Here is a 16,401-nt window from a genome sequence, read left to right as displayed (position 1 = left end):
TCGCGGGGCATGACAGTTGAATGTGGCGCGAACAGCGCCCACTACTGCACGCTCAGCGCGACGAACCGCAGCTCGCCCTCGCCGTTCGAGACCAGCAGCAGCACCGATTTCTTGCCGTCCTTCTTGAGCTGATCGACCCGCTTCTGGATGTCGGCGCCGCTCGACACCGCCTCCTGCGCCACCTCGACGATGACGTCGCCGGCGGACAGACGCTTATCGGCGGCGTCCGAATTGGTGTCGACATTGGTGACGACCACGCCCTTGACGCTGTCCTTGATCTTGTAGCGCGTGCGCAGATCCTTGCTCAGTGTAGCAAGATCGAGGCCCAGCGCTTTCTGCGTCACCGGCTTCTCCGGCGCCGGCTCGTCGGTCTTCACCGCGGCCTGCACCTTGTCGGGATCCTGGAGGCGGCCGAGCGTGACCTTCTTGATCTCTTCCTTGCCCTTGCGGATGATGACGACGTCGACCTCCTTGCCGACCGCGGTGTCGGCGACGACGCGGGACAGATCCTTCGGGTCCTTGACGTCCTTGCCGTCGAACTTGACGACGACGTCGCCGGGCTCGATGCCGGCGGGCTTGGCCGGGCCCTTGTCGTCGACACCGGCGACCAGCGCGCCCCGCGCGGGCTTGATGTTGAGGCTTTCGGCGATCTCGTCGGTGACGCTCTGGATGCGCACGCCGAGCCAGCCGCGGCGCAGCTCGCCGAACTGGCGGAGCTGGTCGACGACGCCCACCACCGTCTTCGACGGCACGGCAAAGCCGATGCCAATGGAGCCGCCGGACGGCGAGATGATCAGCGTGTTGACGCCGATGACGTCGCCGTCGAGATTGAACAGCGGGCCGCCGGAATTGCCGCGGTTGATGGATGCGTCGGTCTGGATGTAGCTGTCGTACGGCCCGGAGGAGATGTCACGGTTCTTGGCCGAGACGATGCCGGCAGTCACCGTGCCTCCCAGGCTGAAGGGATTGCCGATTGCGACCACCCAGTCGCCGAGGCGCAGCTTGTCGCTATCGCCGAACTTGACCGCGACCAACGGCTTCGTCGGCTTGATCCTGAGCACAGCGAGATCGGTCTTCTTGTCGACGCCGACCAGCTCGGCCTTGATCTTGGTGCCGTCGTTGAGGATGACGTGGATCTCGTCGGCGTCCGCAATGACGTGGTTGTTGGTGACGACGACGCCCGCGGTGTCGATGATGAAACCGCTTCCGAGCGAATTGGTCTTGCGCGGCGCGCTGTTCTCGCCGCCCTTGCTGCCGCCGCCGGGCCCTCGGCGGTTCTTGAAGAAATCGTCGAAGAACTCTTCGAAGGGTGAACCGGGCGGCAGCTGCGGCATCGAGTTGCTGCCCCCGCCCTTGGCTTCGACGTTCTGCGAGGTCGAGATGTTGACGACCGCGTCGATCACCTTCTCGGCGACGTCGGCGATGCCATCCGGTCCACGCGCATGAGCCGGCGCGCCAAACGCGCCGCAAGCACCGATGGCGAGCGCAACCAGCCCAAGTCGAACACCAAATCGCGCGCGGCGGCGCGAGCGGGACGGGGCAATGGTGGCAGCAGTCATTGTGATCTCCAGGCAAAAGGGATTCGGCGCCAGACTGCGCTCGAACGGGGGCACGGCGCAAGCGCGGAGCTTAACGGGCCTCAAGAGCCCGATAATACGGCGAAAACCAGTCTGGCGCCTTCACTTTGGCGTTGAGCCGAAGGCCTAAATCGGGCGCCGCATAACCCAGATCAGGACCAGGCCGGCCACGGCCGAGCCGATCCCGACCGCCCGCAGGATGTTGTCCGGCGTGGCGATGGCGCTTTTCATGGCTTTGCGCATCCAGTTTGGACTGGCCGCGAACATCAAGCCTTCGAGGACGAACAGGATGCCTAGGCCGATGAGGAAGTCGGCGAACGCAATGGACCTCATCGGAATGGAACCTCCCGCTATGCTGTTCTTGTCTGGACGAAGGGCGGCGAAATCCGCCGCCCTTTGTCTGGCTTACGGCTTCGCCTGCGTCTCGGTTGGCGTCCTGCCGGAGGGGCTACCGAAGTACCGGAAGAAATCCGACTCCGGCCGGAGCAGGAAGCGGGTATCGTTCGCACGCAACCCGTTCTCATAGGCCGTCATCGACCGGTAGAAGGCGAAGAAGTCGGCGTCCTTGCCGTAGGCTTCTGCAAACAGGCGGTTGCGTTCGGCATCGCCCGCACCACGGGTCTGCTCAGCCTGCGAATTGGCCTCAGCGATGATGACGGTCGCCTCGCGGTCGGCCCTGGACCTGATCTCCTGGGCCTTCTGCCCACCCTGTGCCCGGAACTCGGCGGCCTCGCGCTCACGCTCGGTCTTCATGCGCAGGTAGACCGCCTGGCTGTTCTGCTCCGGCAGGTCGGCGCGGCGGATCCGGACGTCGACGACCTGAATGCCGTAGCCATCGGCCTCGCGGTCGAGCTGGTCGCGAATGCGCAGCATCAGCTTCTCGCGGTCGTCGCGCACCACGTTGATGAAGGTCACCTCGCCGAGCACGCGGCGCAGCGCCGCGTTCAGGAGCGTTGTGAGCTGGATATTGGCGGCCTGGATCGAGCCGACGCTCTGATAGAAGCGCAGTGCGTCCTTGATGCGGTAGCGCGCGAAGGCGTCGACCACGAGCCGCTTCTGGTCGGAGGCGATCGCCTCCTGCGACGGGTTCTCCAGATCGAGAATCCGCTTGTCGATGTTGATCACCGAGTTCCAGGGCGCCTTGAAGTGCAGGCCGGGCGCGGTGACGACGTCGACCGGCCTGCCGAACTGGAGCACGATCGTCTGCTCGGTCTGCTGCACGGTAAACAACGACATATAGCCGACGATCACGACGAACAGGATGGCGAGCAGCGTGACAAAACCTGTGACCGGAGACTTCATCGGGTGCCTCCGCTCGACTGCGGACCAGTCGTAGGTGTCCGCTTTGGCGCCAGTTCGGGAAGCGGCAGATAGGGCACGACGCCCTGGCCCGAGGGGCCACCGTCATAGACGAGCTTGTCAGCCCCGCCGAGCACGCGCTCCATCGTCTCCAGGTAGATCCGTTCACGCGTCACGTCGGGCGCCTTCTTGTATTCCTCGTAAACTTTCAGGAAGCGTGCACTCTGGCCCTTGGCCTCGGCGACAGCCTGTTCCCTGTAACCTTCGGCATCCTGCTGGATCTTGGCCGCGCGCCCACGCGCCTGGGGGACAACCTGGTTGGCATAGGTCTGCGCTTCGTTCTGCAGCTGCTCCTGATTGGCGCGGGCCGCCTGGACGTCGCGGAAGGCGTCGATCACCTGCGCGGGCGGATCGACCTTCTGCATCTGCACCTGGGTGATCTGAATGCCGGCACCATAGCTGTCCAAAGTCCTCTGGATCAGCTCGTGCACGTTCTGCTCTGTGACGTTGCGCGCTCCGGTTAGGATCGGCTGGATCTGAGACCGGCCGATCACCTCGCGCATCGCACTCTCGGCGACCGCCTTCACGGTACCCTCGGGGTTTTGGATGTTGAAGAGGAAATCACCGACACCGTCCGGCTTGATGCGCCAGAGCACGGTGAAATCGACGTCGACGATGTTCTCGTCGCCGGTCAGCATCAGGCTCTCTTCCGGCACGTCCCGAATGGAGCGGCCGCGCCGCGCCGGATCCTCGATCACCGTCATGCCGATCGAGGTGGTGTTGACGCGCAGCGCCTTCGGCAGCAGCACGGTCTCGATCGGATAAGGCAGATGATAGTTCAGGCCCGGCTGCACGGTGCGGACGTGCTTGCCGAAACGCATCACCACGCCGAGCTCTTCGGACTGCACGCGGAAGAAGCCCGACAGCAGCCAGAATGCGACGATCAGCAGAATGATCAGCGTGATGCCGACGCCGGAGAAATAACCGCCCGGCATGATCTGCTGGAGGCGGTCCTGGCCGCGCCGCAGAAGGTCTTCCAGATCCGGCGGCCTCGGCCCGACCGGTTGCGGGCCTGAGCCCCACGGTCCCTTTGGACCCGAGCCCCACGGGCCACCGCCCTGATTCTTCCACGGCATTCGACGTTCTCCTCGGCAGGGTGGAATTGCCACCGCCCGCTTTGTCCGGTCCGGCTTTATAGGGGACAGGCAAGTCCCTTACAACGCAGCCCTGACCGTCTTCCGAGCTATGCTCGGGCACGAAAAAGTCAATGTAAACATTGGCAAAAGCGGTTAATGGCCGCGCCGCCGACGATATGTCACATAGGACAGGTCGGCGCTGTCGTCGGGGCCGGCCGGATGGCGGATGCGTTCGACCTCGTCCCATTCCGCCTTGTCGATTTCAAAATGCGTGTCCCCTTCTGGGCGCGCGTGCACTTCGGTGATCTCGAGACGATCGGCACGACCGAGCCATTGCCGGTAGATCTCGGCGCCGCCGATCACCGCGATCTCAGTGACCGAACGCCGCAGAGCGTCGCCGCGCGCGACTGCCTCCGCATCCGCTGGCGATGTCGTGACGATGGCCCCATTGGCGCGATAGGCCGGATCGCGCGTGACCACGATGTTGGTGCGGCCCGGCAGCGGCCGGCGCAGGGTCTCGAAGGTCTTGCGGCCCATTATCACAGGCTTGCCGATCGTCAGCGCCTTGAAGCGCGCCATATCGGACTTCAATCGCCACGGCATCGCATTACCCGCGCCGATGACGCCATTCTCTGCGATGGCGACGACGAAGACGATCTCCATCAGGCCGAGCTCCCGGCAAGCTGGGTCAGCGCAGGCCCGGTGACCCGGCACAGCGTCCAGTCGTCCATCATGACCGCGCCGATCGATTTGTAGAACGCGATCGAGGGTGCGTTCCAGTCGAGGACCGCCCATTGCAGGCGCGACCAGCCGTTGTCGACGCATTCCCTGGCGAGATAGGCCAGCAGCGCCTTGCCGAGGCCCTTGCCCCGATGCGACGGCCGCACATAGAGATCTTCGAGATAGATGCCGTGACGGCCGCTGAAGGTGGAGAAATTGAGAAACCACACCGCGAAGCCGACCGGCTCACGGTTCCACTCCGCGATCGCGCAATAGAGCTGCGGCCTCTCGCCGAACAGCGCGTCGGCGATGTCAGCCTCGGTCGCTTCGACCTCGTGCGACAGCTTTTCGTACTCGGCGAGCTCGCGGATGAAGGAGAGAACGAGCCCGGCTTCCTCGGGCCGTGCACGGCGGATGGTGAGCGACATAGGGCGCTAGACCGCCACTTCCGCCTTGATGTGCGGATGCGGATCGTAGCCGACGAGCTCGAAGTCTTCGTAGCGGAAGGAGAAGATGTCCTTTACCTCAGGATTGATCCGCATCACCGGGAGCGTGCGCGGCGCACGGCTGAGCTGCAGCCTCGCCTGCTCCAGATGGTTGGAATAGAGATGAGTGTCGCCGAGCGAGTGCACGAAGTCGCCGGGCTTCAGGCCTGTGACCTGCGCGACCATCATGGTGAGCAGCGCGTAAGAGGCGATGTTGAAGGGCACGCCGAGAAACACGTCGGCCGAGCGCTGATAGAGCTGGCAGGACAGCTTGCCGTTCGCGACATAGAACTGGAACAGCAGGTGGCAGGGCGGCAGCGCCATCTTCTCGACGTCGGCCGGATTCCAGGCGGTGACGATCAGGCGGCGGGAATCAGGCGTGCGCTTGATCATGTCGATGACATTGACGATCTGGTCGATGCTGCGCCCGTCGGCCGTGGGCCAGGAGCGCCATTGATGGCCGTAGACCGGGCCGAGATCGCCATTGGCGTCCGCCCACTCGTCCCAAATGGTGACGCCGTTGTCGCGCAGATATTTGATGTTGGTGTCGCCCTTCAGGAACCAGAGCAGTTCATGCACGATCGCCTTCAGCGGCAGCCGCTTGGTCGTCAGCATCGGGAAGCCGGCCGACAAATTGAAGCGCATCTGGTGGCCGAACACCGAGAGCGTGCCGGTGCCGGTCCGGTCGGTCTTCTCGGCGCCGTCGGAAAGAATCCGCTCGAGCAGGTCCTGATACTGGTGCATGTTGCGACTGAGCCTTTGGGGAGGCGGCGAACTTAACGACACCCCCGGCGTTACGACAGCGGCGATTCGCTGTCGCCGTCGATTATACCCGGAAAAGTGAGTGTTCCCGGCACAAACGGCAAGGGGCGGAACTCAGCGTTCCGCCCCCTCGCCTAGCGCCTTGATCGCCTTCGCTTAATTCGCCGGCTTGAGCACCGGGCTCCACTTCGCGATCTCGCTCTTGACGAGGGTCGCCAGCGCCTCCTGGGTTCGGTCCTTCGGCGCGGGGATGACGCTGCCGAGCTCGAGCAGGCGCTTCTTCACCGTCTCGTCGTCGAGCGCCTTGACGGCGGCGGCGTTCACGCTTGCCACGATCGCGGGCGAGGTTCCCTTGGGCGCGAACATCGCGTTCCAGGCCTGAGCCTGGAATGCCGGCAGGCCGGCTTCCGCCGTGGTCGGCACGTTCGGCAGCGACGGGTTTCGTTCGGCCGTGGCGATCGCATAGGCCTTGATGGTGCCGGCATTGATCTGCGGGACGGCGTTGACGATCTGGTCGCACATGTAGTCGACCTGACCCGCCACCAGCGCGTTCATCGCAGGTCCCGTGCCGTTGAACGGCACGCCGACGGGCTTGATGTCGAGGATGGAGTGGAGGAGTTCGCACGAGACGTGCGAAACCGAACCGACGCCTGCATGCGCGGCATTCACCTTCTCGGCATTCGCCTTCACATAGGTGACGAACTCCTTGAGATCCTTCGGCGGAAAGTCCTTGCGCGCCAGGATCAGGATCGGCGTGCCGGCCAGCAATGCGATCGGCTCGAAGTCCTTCTCGGGGTGATAGGCCAGCTTCGGATAGAGCGGCACGGAGGCGGCATGCGTGCCCATATGCCCGGTGATCAGCGTATAGCCATCGTTGGCCGCACGCGCGGCACGCGTCGTGGCGGTGGTGCCGCCGGCACCGACCACGTTCTCGATGATGATGCTCTGCCCCAGCGTTTGCGCCATGTGCCCGGTGACGATGCGTGAGATCACGTCAGTCGGCCCGCCGGCTGCGAACGGGACGATCACGGTAATGTTGCGCGTCGGATAGGTCTGCGCCTCAGCCGTTGCGATGAAGGCGCCCAGCGATGCTATCGCTGCTGCACATGCGCCTGTAAGCGCGCGAATGAACGTCATGGCGATCCTCCCTTTGGACACAATAAAATGCCGGCCCAAAGGCCGGCATTTCCATTTCACAAAGCCGTAACACAAGTCGATTCGACTTCCGAATGCGGCGCGCCGACGCAGGACCGAGCCGACTCGGCGCGCACGACCTCAGTTCTCGGACTCGGTGAACACCTCGTCGCGCTTGGCGCGCAATACAGGTAGCACCGTAAGGACGAGCAGGCTTGCCGCGACCGCAAGCAGCACCGCCGACAACGGGCGCGTCAGGAACACGCTCCAGTCGCCACGCGAGATCAGCAGCGCCCGGCGCAGGTTCTCCTCCATCAGCGGTCCTAGCACCATGCCGAGCAGCAACGGCGCCGGCTCGAAATCGTGCTTGATCAGCCAATAGCCGACGAGACCGAAGACGCCCGCGAGGATGACGTCGACCGGCGCGTTGTTCACCGAATAGATGCCGATCGCGCAGAAGATCACGATCGAGGGGAACATCAGCCGATAGGGCACGCGCAACAGCCGCACCCAGATTCCGACCAGCGGCAGGTTGATGATGATCAGCATCAGATTGCCGATCCACATCGAAGCGATCATGCCCCAGACCAGATCCGGCTGCTTCTGCATCACCTGCGGACCGGGCACGATGCCGTGGATGGTCATCGCGCCCACCATCAGTGCCATCACCGCGTTCGGCGGGATGCCGAGGGTGAGCAGCGGAATGAACGAGGTCTGTGCCGCGGCATTGTTGGCACTCTCTGGCCCCGCCACGCCCTCGATCGCGCCGCGGCCGAACCGGGACGGGGTCTTTGAGAGCTTCTTCTCGAGCGTGTAGGCCGCGAAGGACGCGATCACCGCGCCGCCGCCGGGCAGGATGCCGAGGATCGAGCCGAGCACGGTGCCGCGCAGGATCGGCGGCGTCGCATCGCCGAGGTCCTTCCTGGTGGGCATCAGTCCGGTGATCTTCTGCTGCACCAGATCGCGGTTCATTTCGGCGCCGTGGTCGAGGTTGCGGATGATCTCGGCAAAGCCGAACACGCCCATCGCCACGGTCGCAAAGCCGAGACCGTCGGCGAGCTCGGGAATGTTAAAGGCCATGCGCGAGGCGCCGGTCTCGATGTCCGAACCGACCATTGAGAGCAGCAGTCCGAACACGATCATCGCAATCGCCTTCAGCACCGAGCCCTTGGCCAGCACCACCGCGAAGATCAGGCCGAGCACCATCAGCGAGAAATATTCGGCCGGACCGAACGCCAGCGCGAGTTTCGTCAGCGGTGCGCCGAGTAGTGCGATCAGGATGGTCGCAACGCAGCCGGCGAAGAACGAGCCGATCGCGGCGATCGCGAGCGCCGGACCGGCGCGGCCCTGCTTGGCCATCTGGTGACCGTCGATGGCGGTCACGACCGATGTCGCCTCACCGGGTATGTTGACCAGGATCGACGTGGTCGAGCCGCCATATTGCGCGCCGTAATAGATGCCGGCGAGCATGATCAGCGCGCCGACCGGCGGCAGCCCGAAAGTGATCGGCAGCAGCATCGCGACGGTGGCGATGGTGCCGATGCCAGGGAGAACGCCGACCAGCGTTCCGACCAGGGCGCCGATCAGGCACATCAACAGGTTGATCGGGGTGAACGCGACGGCGAAGCCGTGAGCAAGATTGGCAAAGATATCCATCACGCCCTCACTGGATCAGGAAACGCGGATACATCGGCATCGGCAGCCCGAGCACATAGGGAAACAGGATTGCGCAGCCGACCGTCAGGCAGGCGCCGACGATCACCGCTTCCAGCCAGCGCGTCTCGTGCGAGCCCGTCGCCGCGATCATGAAGCTCGAGAAGGCCGTGACAACGAGACCGAGGGACCGGATCGACAGGGCGAAGAACAGGATCGCCGCCACCACGAACAGCGGCCCGCGCCAGGAATAATGCGCAAGCGCCGGTCCCGCCGTGATCAGGCCGGTCAAGGCGATGCCGGCAGACAGGGCAACCAGCAGCCCGCCGAACATACGTGGCGCAGTGCCCGCACCGAAGGAGAAGCCACGCATGCCCTGCAAATCGCTCGATGCCCACAGCGCAAACAGGGCAACGGCCATCAGCACGACGCCGCCGACATAATCTTGCGCCGAGCGGATGGTCATAAACAGCGTGAGGATCGCCACCGCAAACAGCGGATAGGAATAGATCAGCGCCAGCAGCACCTCGGACGACATCTTCTTGGCGCCGCCGCCGAATGATCCGAAGAGGGCGCTCGGCGCGCCGGCCAGCAGCGCCGTCGCATGACCGGTGACGACCGCCGCCGGACCGCGGCCGGTCCCCCAGCCGAAAATCGTCCCGATCGACCAGATCAATTCGAAAATCTGCGGCGCAATCGCCAGCAGACAAAAGCCGAGCGCCACCCGGGTGTTTCGGGTGGCCGTCGCTGAGTGGCCCATCGTGTCGGCCATGCCTGTCTCCTCCGCGACCTGTAAGTCACGAGCACTGTTGTTCTAAATCGGCTGGAACTGGATACCCGCCCGGATCACTGCCTAGCGATTTTCATCAGACAATGCCAGCAAAACCCAACACGCCGCGGTAAGCAAAAGCCAGAGGGGATTGATGCGCGAGATGGACGCGACCACTGCAACCATCGCGGTCAGACGCAGTGCAGCAATTGCTGGATCGGCCCGATTAACGTCACGATAAGCGTTCGGACCTGGCAAGTCCTGCGAGGTCGGACCGGTGTCCTGGTCGGCCTCTGGTGCTTCGCCTCAACCGCGGTGCAGTGGGTCTCGCGCACTGCCGGCGCAGCGGCGACGGCGAAGAGCGAGATCGGGCCGAAGTGGAGATCAGCGCCTAGTCGGCTTGCGGCTCGTCACGCTGCTACTTTCCGCCGCAGGAAATTGAACGTCGCTGAGACTGACATTGTCCGTTCGCTGGAGCAGCAGCGTTTCATTATGCGCAAGGATTCGGCACATCGGGCTGGCGACCTCTGGCAAAGGCCAGAGCCGCGATAGGCCCGGCACTCCGAAGCCTATCCAAAGGGAACCGCGGGATCGCGCCTCCAACCCTCTGTTTTTCGAAAGCTTTGCCCCCTATATTGGGGGTGCCGGTTCGCCGGCTATGGAAATAAACGGTCGTCGCAATAAACCATTCGGACCCGGGGGCGGTACCCGGCGCCTCCACCAAAGCCCACCATCGGGCGTGCCCGAAGCTGGGCTTTGGCGGGGGCGAAATAGGATCGACGAGGGCGTAAAGGGCGTACTTTTTCCCGGTATTGTTCCGCCGTTATCGGGCTACTGCAATAGTTGCCAACGACAACTTTGCTCCGGTTGCTCAGGCTGCGTAACGCAGTTTGAAAGACCACTCTAAAGTCCTAGCGGGTTAAGCTCCGCTAGGCGGGGTTCGGAGGCACCTGGCAACAGAAGCCTCCACTTTACTCTTTGATTCTTCCCCGGCGGGGACTCCTGCTCGCCCGTCAGGCGCGGTACTATTGCGACTTGGCGAGTCGGATCGGCAGGGTTCGGCTGCTTGGATGCAACAGGACCACCATGGCGACCGATCATATCCGATACGATGTGCTGGCCCGCGATGCGCTGCGCGGCGTGCTGCGGAAGGTGCTGACCGATGCCGCAGCCCATGGCCTGCCGGGCGAGCATCATTTCTTCATCACCTTCGTGTCCAAGGCCGAAGGCGTGAAGCTGTCGCCGCGGCTGCTCGCACAATATCCGGAGGAGATGACGATCATCCTCCAGCACCAGTTCTGGGACCTGACCGTGCTCGAGGACCGTTTCGAGGTCGGCCTGTCCTTTGGCGGCATTCCGGAGCGGCTCGTGGTGCCGTTCAGTGCCATCAAGAGCTTCCTCGATCCGTCCGTGAAGTTCGGCCTCCAGTTCGACACCTCCGACGTCGCCGAGGTCGCGCCGGACAATCTGCCGGCAGCGCCGGCGCCATCGGCCGTATCGGTCCCGACACCTGCCGCGGAGAAGCCGGAAGCTGCCGACGAGCCGCCGCCGCCGAGTCAGGGCGGCGCCGAGGTCGTGCGGCTCGATCGTTTCCGCAAGAAATGATCTAGGTTGGGCGCAGAGCCATCGCGCCCGGCCAACTGTCTATATAGAAGAGCACATGAACAGGCCGCGCGGCGTTTCGCGCGGCAGAATGGATGTGCTCATGGCCAAAGCGTCCCACTCGAAGACTGCCCGCCCCGCAACCCGCACCGAGACCGACAGCTTCGGTCCCATCGAGGTCGCCGCCGACCGCTATTGGGGGGCGCAGACCGAGCGCTCGCGCCAGAATTTCCGCATCGGCACCGACCGCATGCCGATCTCACTCGTGCATGCACTCGGCATGGTCAAGCTCGCCGCCGCGCAGTCCAATCTCGAGCTCGGCCTGCTCGACCGGCGCCGTGCCAACGCCATCATCCGCGCCGCGCGCGAGGTGATCGAAGGCAGACTGGACGACCATTTTCCGCTTGTCGTCTGGCAGACCGGCTCGGGCACCCAGAGCAACATGAACCTCAACGAGGTGATCGCCAACCGCGCCAACGAGCTGCTCGGCGGCGAGCTCGGCGCCAAGAAGCCGGTGCATCCCAACGATCACGTCAACATGAGCCAGTCGTCGAACGACTCCTTCCCGACCGCGATGCACATCGCGGCGGCAAGCCGCATCAATGCCGATCTCGTCCCTGCCCTCGGCGAGCTGCTGCGCGCTCTGCGCAAGAAGGAGAGGGAGTTTTCGAAGATCGTGAAGATCGGCCGCACCCATACCCAGGATGCGACGCCGCTGACGCTCGGTCAGGAATTCTCCGGCTATGCCGCGCAGGTCGAAAGCGGCATCGCCCGGCTCAAGATCGCGGTGAAGGACCTCTATCCGCTGGCGCAGGGCGGCACAGCCGTCGGCACCGGCCTCAACTCGAAGCCGCGCTTTGCCAAGCTGTTCGCAAAGCACGTTGCCGGGATTACGAAGCTCCCCTTCACCAGCGCCGCCAACAAATTCGAGGCGCTGGCCTCGAACGATGCCTATGTGCTGGCGCACGGCGCCATCAATTCGGTCGCGACCGGCCTGTTCAAGATCGCCAATGACATCCGCCTGCTCGGCTCCGGCCCGCGCTCGGGCCTCGGCGAATTGATCCTGCCGGAGAACGAGCCCGGCTCCTCGATCATGCCGGGCAAGGTCAACCCGACCCAGTGCGAGGCGATGACCATGGTGTGCTGCCAGGTGTTCGGCAATCACACCGCGATCACGGTCGCCGGCAGCCAGGGTCATTTCGAGCTCAACGTCTACAAGCCGGTGCTGGCCTACAACATGCTGCATTCGATCCGCCTGATGGCGGATGCCGCGCGCTCCTTCACCGAGCATTGCGTCAGCGGCATCCGCGCCGACGAGAAGCGCATCAAGGAGCTGATGCAGCGCTCGCTGATGCTGGTGACGGCGCTGGCTCCGAAGATCGGCTACGACAACGCCGCCAAGGTGGCCAAGACGGCGCACGCCAACGGCACCACGCTGAAGGAGGAGGCGCTGCGGCTCGGCTTCGTCTCGGCCGACGAGTTCGACCGCCTGGTGCGCGCTGAGAAGATGATCAGCCCGGGATGATTCCGAATTCCGATAGCCATCCGTAATGATACGGACGCTCGGCGCCCAAAAATATGCGGTTTTGGGGGCGGGATTTGATTACCGTCAATGTTGCGGCGGGGCGGCGTGTTACGCAGCTCCACTGCCCTCGACGGGGCGAAATTCATCGTTTGATGGCCCAAGGGCCGATTGACGAGGACGAGCGAATGGCGATCAAGTCTTCTGCGGCGCAATGTGGCGCCCTGTTTCTGAATGTTTCATCCTGCCTGAAGAGGAGCGGATGATGGAGACGCGGCATGGGGAACGTCATCAACCTGAATCGTTTCAGGAAGCGCGTCGAGCGGGAAGCCTCGGCGAAGCAGGCGGACGCCAACCGGGCGAAGTTCGGGCGCACGAAGGCGGAACGGTCGTCCGAGGCGAAGCTGGCGGACCAGGCCAAGGAGAATCTGGACCAGCACCGGATCGATCGCGAGGAGCAGCCATGAAGTCGCCGGTGGTGAAACGATCGATCGTCGTCGCCGGCCACAAGACCAGCGTCAGCCTGGAAGAGGCGTTCTGGAACGGCATGAAAGAGATCTCCGGCCTGCGCAACATGACGTTGTCCGAGCTGGTCGGCGAGATCGACAACAACCGCCAGCAGGGCAATCTGTCGTCGGCGATCCGTCTCTTCGTCCTGGACTACTTCAAGAGCCGCGCCATGGCCGCCCAGCCGGATAAGGTCCCGGCCCAGTAGCCGTCGAGGGGCGCCCACGACGGCGCCCCGGCCTCTGCACATTTAAAATCGCTCTAAGGTGCAGCTTCGGCGGGCGGGCACGCTTGACCTCAATGCCCGACGTTGAAAATACAGGGCATGACCGATACCACTGATACGCGTTCGCACATGCCGCTGGGTCTGGCCCAGCGCGGCTATACCGGCGTCATCCAACACCTTGCCGCCAAAGAGGCTGGCTCGGCGCTTTCGGACGTCGAGCTCGAGAGCCGCCTGATCGAACTCGGCTTCGTCGAGGGCGCCCGGGTCGAGATCCTGCATGAGGGGTTGGTCGGGCGTGATCCGATCGCGGTGCGGGTCGATAGCACCACGATCGCGGTCCGCCGTCGCGAAGCCATGGCCATCATCGTCGCCTGACGCGCGACCGCAATCTGCCCCGCAGGCCCTTGATCCCATGGAAGCACCGCTGCTGCATCTCGCCCTGGTCGGCACGCCCAACAGCGGCAAGACCTCGCTGTTCAACGCGCTGACCGGCAGCCGGCAGAAGGTCGCGAACTATCCCGGCGTCACGGTCGAGCGCAAGGAAGGCTTCTTCGTCACCCCGCTCGGCCGCCAGGTCTCCGTGGTCGACCTGCCCGGCACCTATTCGCTGCGCGGCCGCAGCCCGGACGAAGAGATCACCCGCGACTTCGTGCTCGGCAAGGCCTCCGGCGAGACCCTGCCCGATCTCGTGCTGTGCGTCGCCGATTCCACCAATCTGCGCCTGACCATCCGCCTGCTGCTGGAGCTGAAGCGCACCGGGCGGCCGATGATCCTCGTGCTCAACATGTTCGACATTGCAAGCCGCCGCGGCATCACTGTCGACGTCGCGCGGCTCGCCAAGGAGCTCGGCGTGCCCGTGGTCACCTCGATCGCGGTGCGCAAGGGCGGCACGGCCGACCTGCTCAAGCTGACCGACGAGATTTCCGCGGAGCTCGCCGCCGAGCCGGTGGAGAACAGCTGGCGCGCGCTCGGCGTCTCCGAGCTGCGCGCCACCCAACGCGAGGCCGATCGCATCATCGCCGACTGCGTCAGCCTGCCTGCTCGCCCCGACACCTGGACCGCACGGATCGACGCGATCGTGCTGCATCCGGTCGGCGGGCTGATCGTGCTCGCGCTGATCCTGTTCGTGATGTTCCAGGCGGTGTTCGCCTGGGCGCAGCCGGCGATGGAGCTGCTGAAGTCCGGGTTCGACTCGCTCGGCGAACTGGTGCAGGCCACCCTGCCCGACGGCTTGCTGCAAAGCTTCCTGCAGAACGGCGTGATCTCCGGCGTCGGCAGCGTCATCGTGTTCCTGCCGCAGATCATCCTCATCTTCCTGTTCATCCTGCTCCTGGAAGATTTCGGCTACATGGCGCGCGCGGCGTTCCTGATGGACCGCATCATGGGCGGCGCCGGCCTGCACGGCCGCGCCTTCATTCCGCTGTTGTCGAGCTTTGCCTGCGCCATTCCCGGCATCATGGCGACGCGCGTCATCGACAACAAGCGCGACCGGCTGACCACGATCCTGATCGCGCCGCTGATGACCTGCTCGGCGCGCATTCCGGTCTATACGCTGATCATCTCCGCCTTCATCCCGGCCAGAGACGTCTGGGGCTTCATCAACCTGCAGGGCCTCGTGATGTTCGGCCTCTATGCCGCCGGCATCATCAGCGCGCTGTTGGTCTCGTTCGTGATCAAGTTCTTCATGCTGCGCGACTTTGTGCCGGCGCCGTTCATGTTGGAGCTGCCGGACTACAAGATGCCGCGGCTGAAATCCATCGTGATCGGCATCTACACCCGCGCCAAGATGTTCTTGCAGCGCGCCGGCACCACGATCTTCTCGATGATGGTGCTGATCTGGTTCCTGGCCTCCTTCCCGCAGCCGCCCGCGGGCGCGACCGGGCCGGCCATCGAGTTCAGCCTGGCGGCGATGATCGGCAAGGCGCTCGAGCCCCTGCTCGCCCCCGTCGGCTTCAACTGGCAGATCGCGGTGGCGTTGATCCCGGGCATGGCGGCGCGCGAGGTCGCGGTCGCGGCGCTCGGCACCGTCTATGCGATCGAGGGCGGCAACGAAGCGGTCGAGCAGATCGGCCAGGTGCTGGCGACAAAATGGTCGCTCGCCACCGCGCTGTCGATGCTGGCCTGGTACATCTTCGCCCCGCAATGCGCCTCCACGCTCGCCGTGATCCGGCGCGAGACCGGCAGCTGGGCCTGGATGGGCGCCACCTTCGCCTACATGCTTGTGCTGGCCTATGCGGCGAGCCTCGTGACGTACAACGTCGCCGTCGCGCTGGGGGCGGGGTAGCCCTTCCAAAACGAAACTGCGAAAACAACCCCATGCACAGTAGACCGGGGGTCGTGAAATCAATGAGTTACGCGCAAGGCAACGATCCGGCCGTCGCCCGTTGACCCGTCGGGCAAAACAGGGGCATGACGTCACGATCAGCCCGCAGCGATAGCAGCATGAACGACGACACGCCTCGGAAGCGGCGATCTGTCGCCGTGGACCATTTCACCACCGACCGCCTGACCGCCGAACGGTTGCGCGAGGATCACCTCGCCGACCTCGTCGCGCTGCATCGCGACGCCGAGGTCTCCCGCTATCTCGGCGGGGTGCGGACGCCCGAGGTCACGAGGGCTTATCTCGCAACCAACATGGCCCATTGGGACCAGCACGGCTTCGGACTCTGGACGCTGCGAACGAAGGACGGGGGCCTTCGCCGGACGGGCGGGCATTCGGCACATTCTCGTGGACGATGTCGACGAGGTCGAAATCGCCTACGCGTTCAAGCGCGAATTCTGGGGCCAAGGATTTGCCAGCGAGATCGCGACCGCGCTGACGGACATCGGGCTGTCACAGCTCGCACTGCCGTCTCTCATCGGCATTGTGTATGTCGGGAACGGTGCATCGCGGCGCGTGCTGGAGAAGTCGAACTACCAGCTCGAGCGAAGCACGAACCGTCACGGCGAGGACGTCGTGATCTACCGCATCCGGCAGTGAGGGCAGCAGCGGGATGGACCGCGAGCGGA

At 64.4% G+C, this 16,401-nt stretch carries 17 protein-coding genes, 1 other RNA gene and 1 pseudogene; 8 read left to right on the top strand and 11 right to left on the bottom strand.

Translation table 11 applies throughout. The features are described 5' to 3' along the window. Window positions 1-41: 41 nt before the first annotated feature. The 10 genes from I6F28_RS25270 to I6F28_RS25225 all read right to left on the bottom strand — a co-directional run bounded on the left by I6F28_RS25270 (window position 42) and on the right by I6F28_RS25225 (window position 9,538). Entirely contained in the window at window positions 42-1,559 is a 1,518-nt protein-coding gene (locus tag I6F28_RS25270; RefSeq protein WP_225141601.1) for a Do family serine endopeptidase, read from the bottom strand. 144 nt (window positions 1,560-1,703) lie between these two features. After that, a complete protein-coding gene (locus I6F28_RS25265) occupies window positions 1,704-1,910 on the bottom strand; it encodes a DUF2065 domain-containing protein (protein WP_025038031.1) in 207 nt (68 codons plus the stop codon). Window positions 1,911-1,982: 72 nt separating this feature from the next. Further along, window positions 1,983-2,879: a protease modulator HflC gene (gene hflC, locus I6F28_RS25260; protein ID WP_225141600.1), complete on the bottom strand. Its 897-nt coding sequence runs from the start codon at window positions 2,877-2,879 to the stop codon at window positions 1,983-1,985. Then, window positions 2,876-4,012, bottom strand: a complete 1,137-nt coding sequence (hflK, locus tag I6F28_RS25255; RefSeq protein ID WP_225141599.1) for an FtsH protease activity modulator HflK — start codon at window positions 4,010-4,012, stop codon at window positions 2,876-2,878. The genes hflC and hflK overlap by 4 nt, the downstream gene beginning before the upstream one ends. A gap of 153 nt (window positions 4,013-4,165) precedes the next feature. After that, complete coding sequence (locus I6F28_RS25250; RefSeq protein ID WP_109144932.1) at window positions 4,166-4,675, bottom strand: dihydrofolate reductase; 510 nt, start codon at window positions 4,673-4,675, stop codon at window positions 4,166-4,168. Then, the gene (locus I6F28_RS25245; RefSeq protein ID WP_036037448.1) at window positions 4,675-5,160 is read right to left on the bottom strand and encodes a GNAT family N-acetyltransferase; all 486 of its coding nucleotides are present in this window, start codon (window positions 5,158-5,160) and stop codon (window positions 4,675-4,677) included. The genes I6F28_RS25250 and I6F28_RS25245 overlap by 1 nt, the downstream gene beginning before the upstream one ends. A 6-nt stretch (window positions 5,161-5,166) precedes the next feature. Then, window positions 5,167-5,961, bottom strand: coding sequence for a thymidylate synthase (locus tag I6F28_RS25240; RefSeq protein WP_225141598.1), 795 nt, complete (start codon window positions 5,959-5,961; stop codon window positions 5,167-5,169). A gap of 174 nt (window positions 5,962-6,135) precedes the next feature. After that, window positions 6,136-7,116 carry a tripartite tricarboxylate transporter substrate binding protein BugD gene (locus I6F28_RS25235; RefSeq protein WP_036006574.1) on the bottom strand — a complete coding sequence of 327 codons (981 nt, stop codon included), beginning with the start codon at window positions 7,114-7,116 and terminating at the stop codon, window positions 6,136-6,138. Window positions 7,117-7,254: 138 nt separating this feature from the next. Beyond that, the gene (locus I6F28_RS25230) at window positions 7,255-8,769 is read right to left on the bottom strand and encodes a tripartite tricarboxylate transporter permease (protein WP_036006571.1); all 1,515 of its coding nucleotides are present in this window, start codon (window positions 8,767-8,769) and stop codon (window positions 7,255-7,257) included. A gap of 7 nt (window positions 8,770-8,776) precedes the next feature. Beyond that, window positions 8,777-9,538, bottom strand: coding sequence for a tripartite tricarboxylate transporter TctB family protein (locus tag I6F28_RS25225; RefSeq protein ID WP_036024976.1), 762 nt, complete (start codon window positions 9,536-9,538; stop codon window positions 8,777-8,779). 601 nt (window positions 9,539-10,139) lie between these two features. On the opposite strand from I6F28_RS25225, the gene ssrA reads away from it, so the two are divergent. From ssrA to feoB, 7 genes are all read left to right on the top strand, one after another. Then, window positions 10,140-10,506: a transfer-messenger RNA gene (gene ssrA, locus I6F28_RS25220) on the top strand. 115 nt (window positions 10,507-10,621) lie between these two features. Further along, window positions 10,622-11,140 (top strand): SspB family protein, encoded by a 519-nt coding sequence (locus I6F28_RS25215; protein WP_225141597.1) that lies wholly within the window; start codon window positions 10,622-10,624, stop codon window positions 11,138-11,140. Between the two features lie 88 nt (window positions 11,141-11,228). Then, window positions 11,229-12,662 carry a class II fumarate hydratase gene (fumC, locus tag I6F28_RS25210; RefSeq protein ID WP_225141645.1) on the top strand — a complete coding sequence of 478 codons (1,434 nt, stop codon included), beginning with the start codon at window positions 11,229-11,231 and terminating at the stop codon, window positions 12,660-12,662. A gap of 275 nt (window positions 12,663-12,937) precedes the next feature. Then, complete coding sequence (locus I6F28_RS25205) at window positions 12,938-13,126, top strand: DUF4169 family protein (protein WP_225141596.1); 189 nt, start codon at window positions 12,938-12,940, stop codon at window positions 13,124-13,126. Beyond that, window positions 13,123-13,374 carry a ribbon-helix-helix domain-containing protein gene (locus tag I6F28_RS25200; protein WP_025038043.1) on the top strand — a complete coding sequence of 84 codons (252 nt, stop codon included), beginning with the start codon at window positions 13,123-13,125 and terminating at the stop codon, window positions 13,372-13,374. The genes I6F28_RS25205 and I6F28_RS25200 overlap by 4 nt, the downstream gene beginning before the upstream one ends. A 117-nt stretch (window positions 13,375-13,491) precedes the next feature. Further along, on the top strand, window positions 13,492-13,767 hold the full coding sequence (locus tag I6F28_RS25195) for a FeoA family protein (protein WP_036006563.1): 276 nt from the start codon (window positions 13,492-13,494) through the stop codon (window positions 13,765-13,767). A gap of 37 nt (window positions 13,768-13,804) precedes the next feature. Further along, a complete protein-coding gene (feoB, locus tag I6F28_RS25190; protein ID WP_225141595.1) occupies window positions 13,805-15,676 on the top strand; it encodes a ferrous iron transporter B in 1,872 nt (623 codons plus the stop codon). 137 nt (window positions 15,677-15,813) lie between these two features. On the opposite strand, the gene I6F28_RS25185 is transcribed toward feoB, so the two are convergent. Further along, entirely contained in the window at window positions 15,814-15,951 is a 138-nt protein-coding gene (locus tag I6F28_RS25185) for a hypothetical protein (RefSeq protein ID WP_225114706.1), read from the bottom strand. Between I6F28_RS25185 and I6F28_RS25180 the strand changes: the two are divergent. Beyond that, a pseudogene (locus I6F28_RS25180) lies at window positions 15,913-16,372 on the top strand (GNAT family N-acetyltransferase). The gene I6F28_RS25185 and the pseudogene I6F28_RS25180 sit on opposite strands and share 39 nt — an antisense overlap. Window positions 16,373-16,401 lie beyond the last annotated feature (29 nt).

It is taken from the genome of Bradyrhizobium sp. NBAIM14 (assembly GCF_020193895.1).
GTDB lineage: Bacteria > Pseudomonadota > Alphaproteobacteria > Rhizobiales > Xanthobacteraceae > Bradyrhizobium > Bradyrhizobium yuanmingense.
This window is presented reverse-complemented; position numbering and strand designations above follow the sequence as displayed.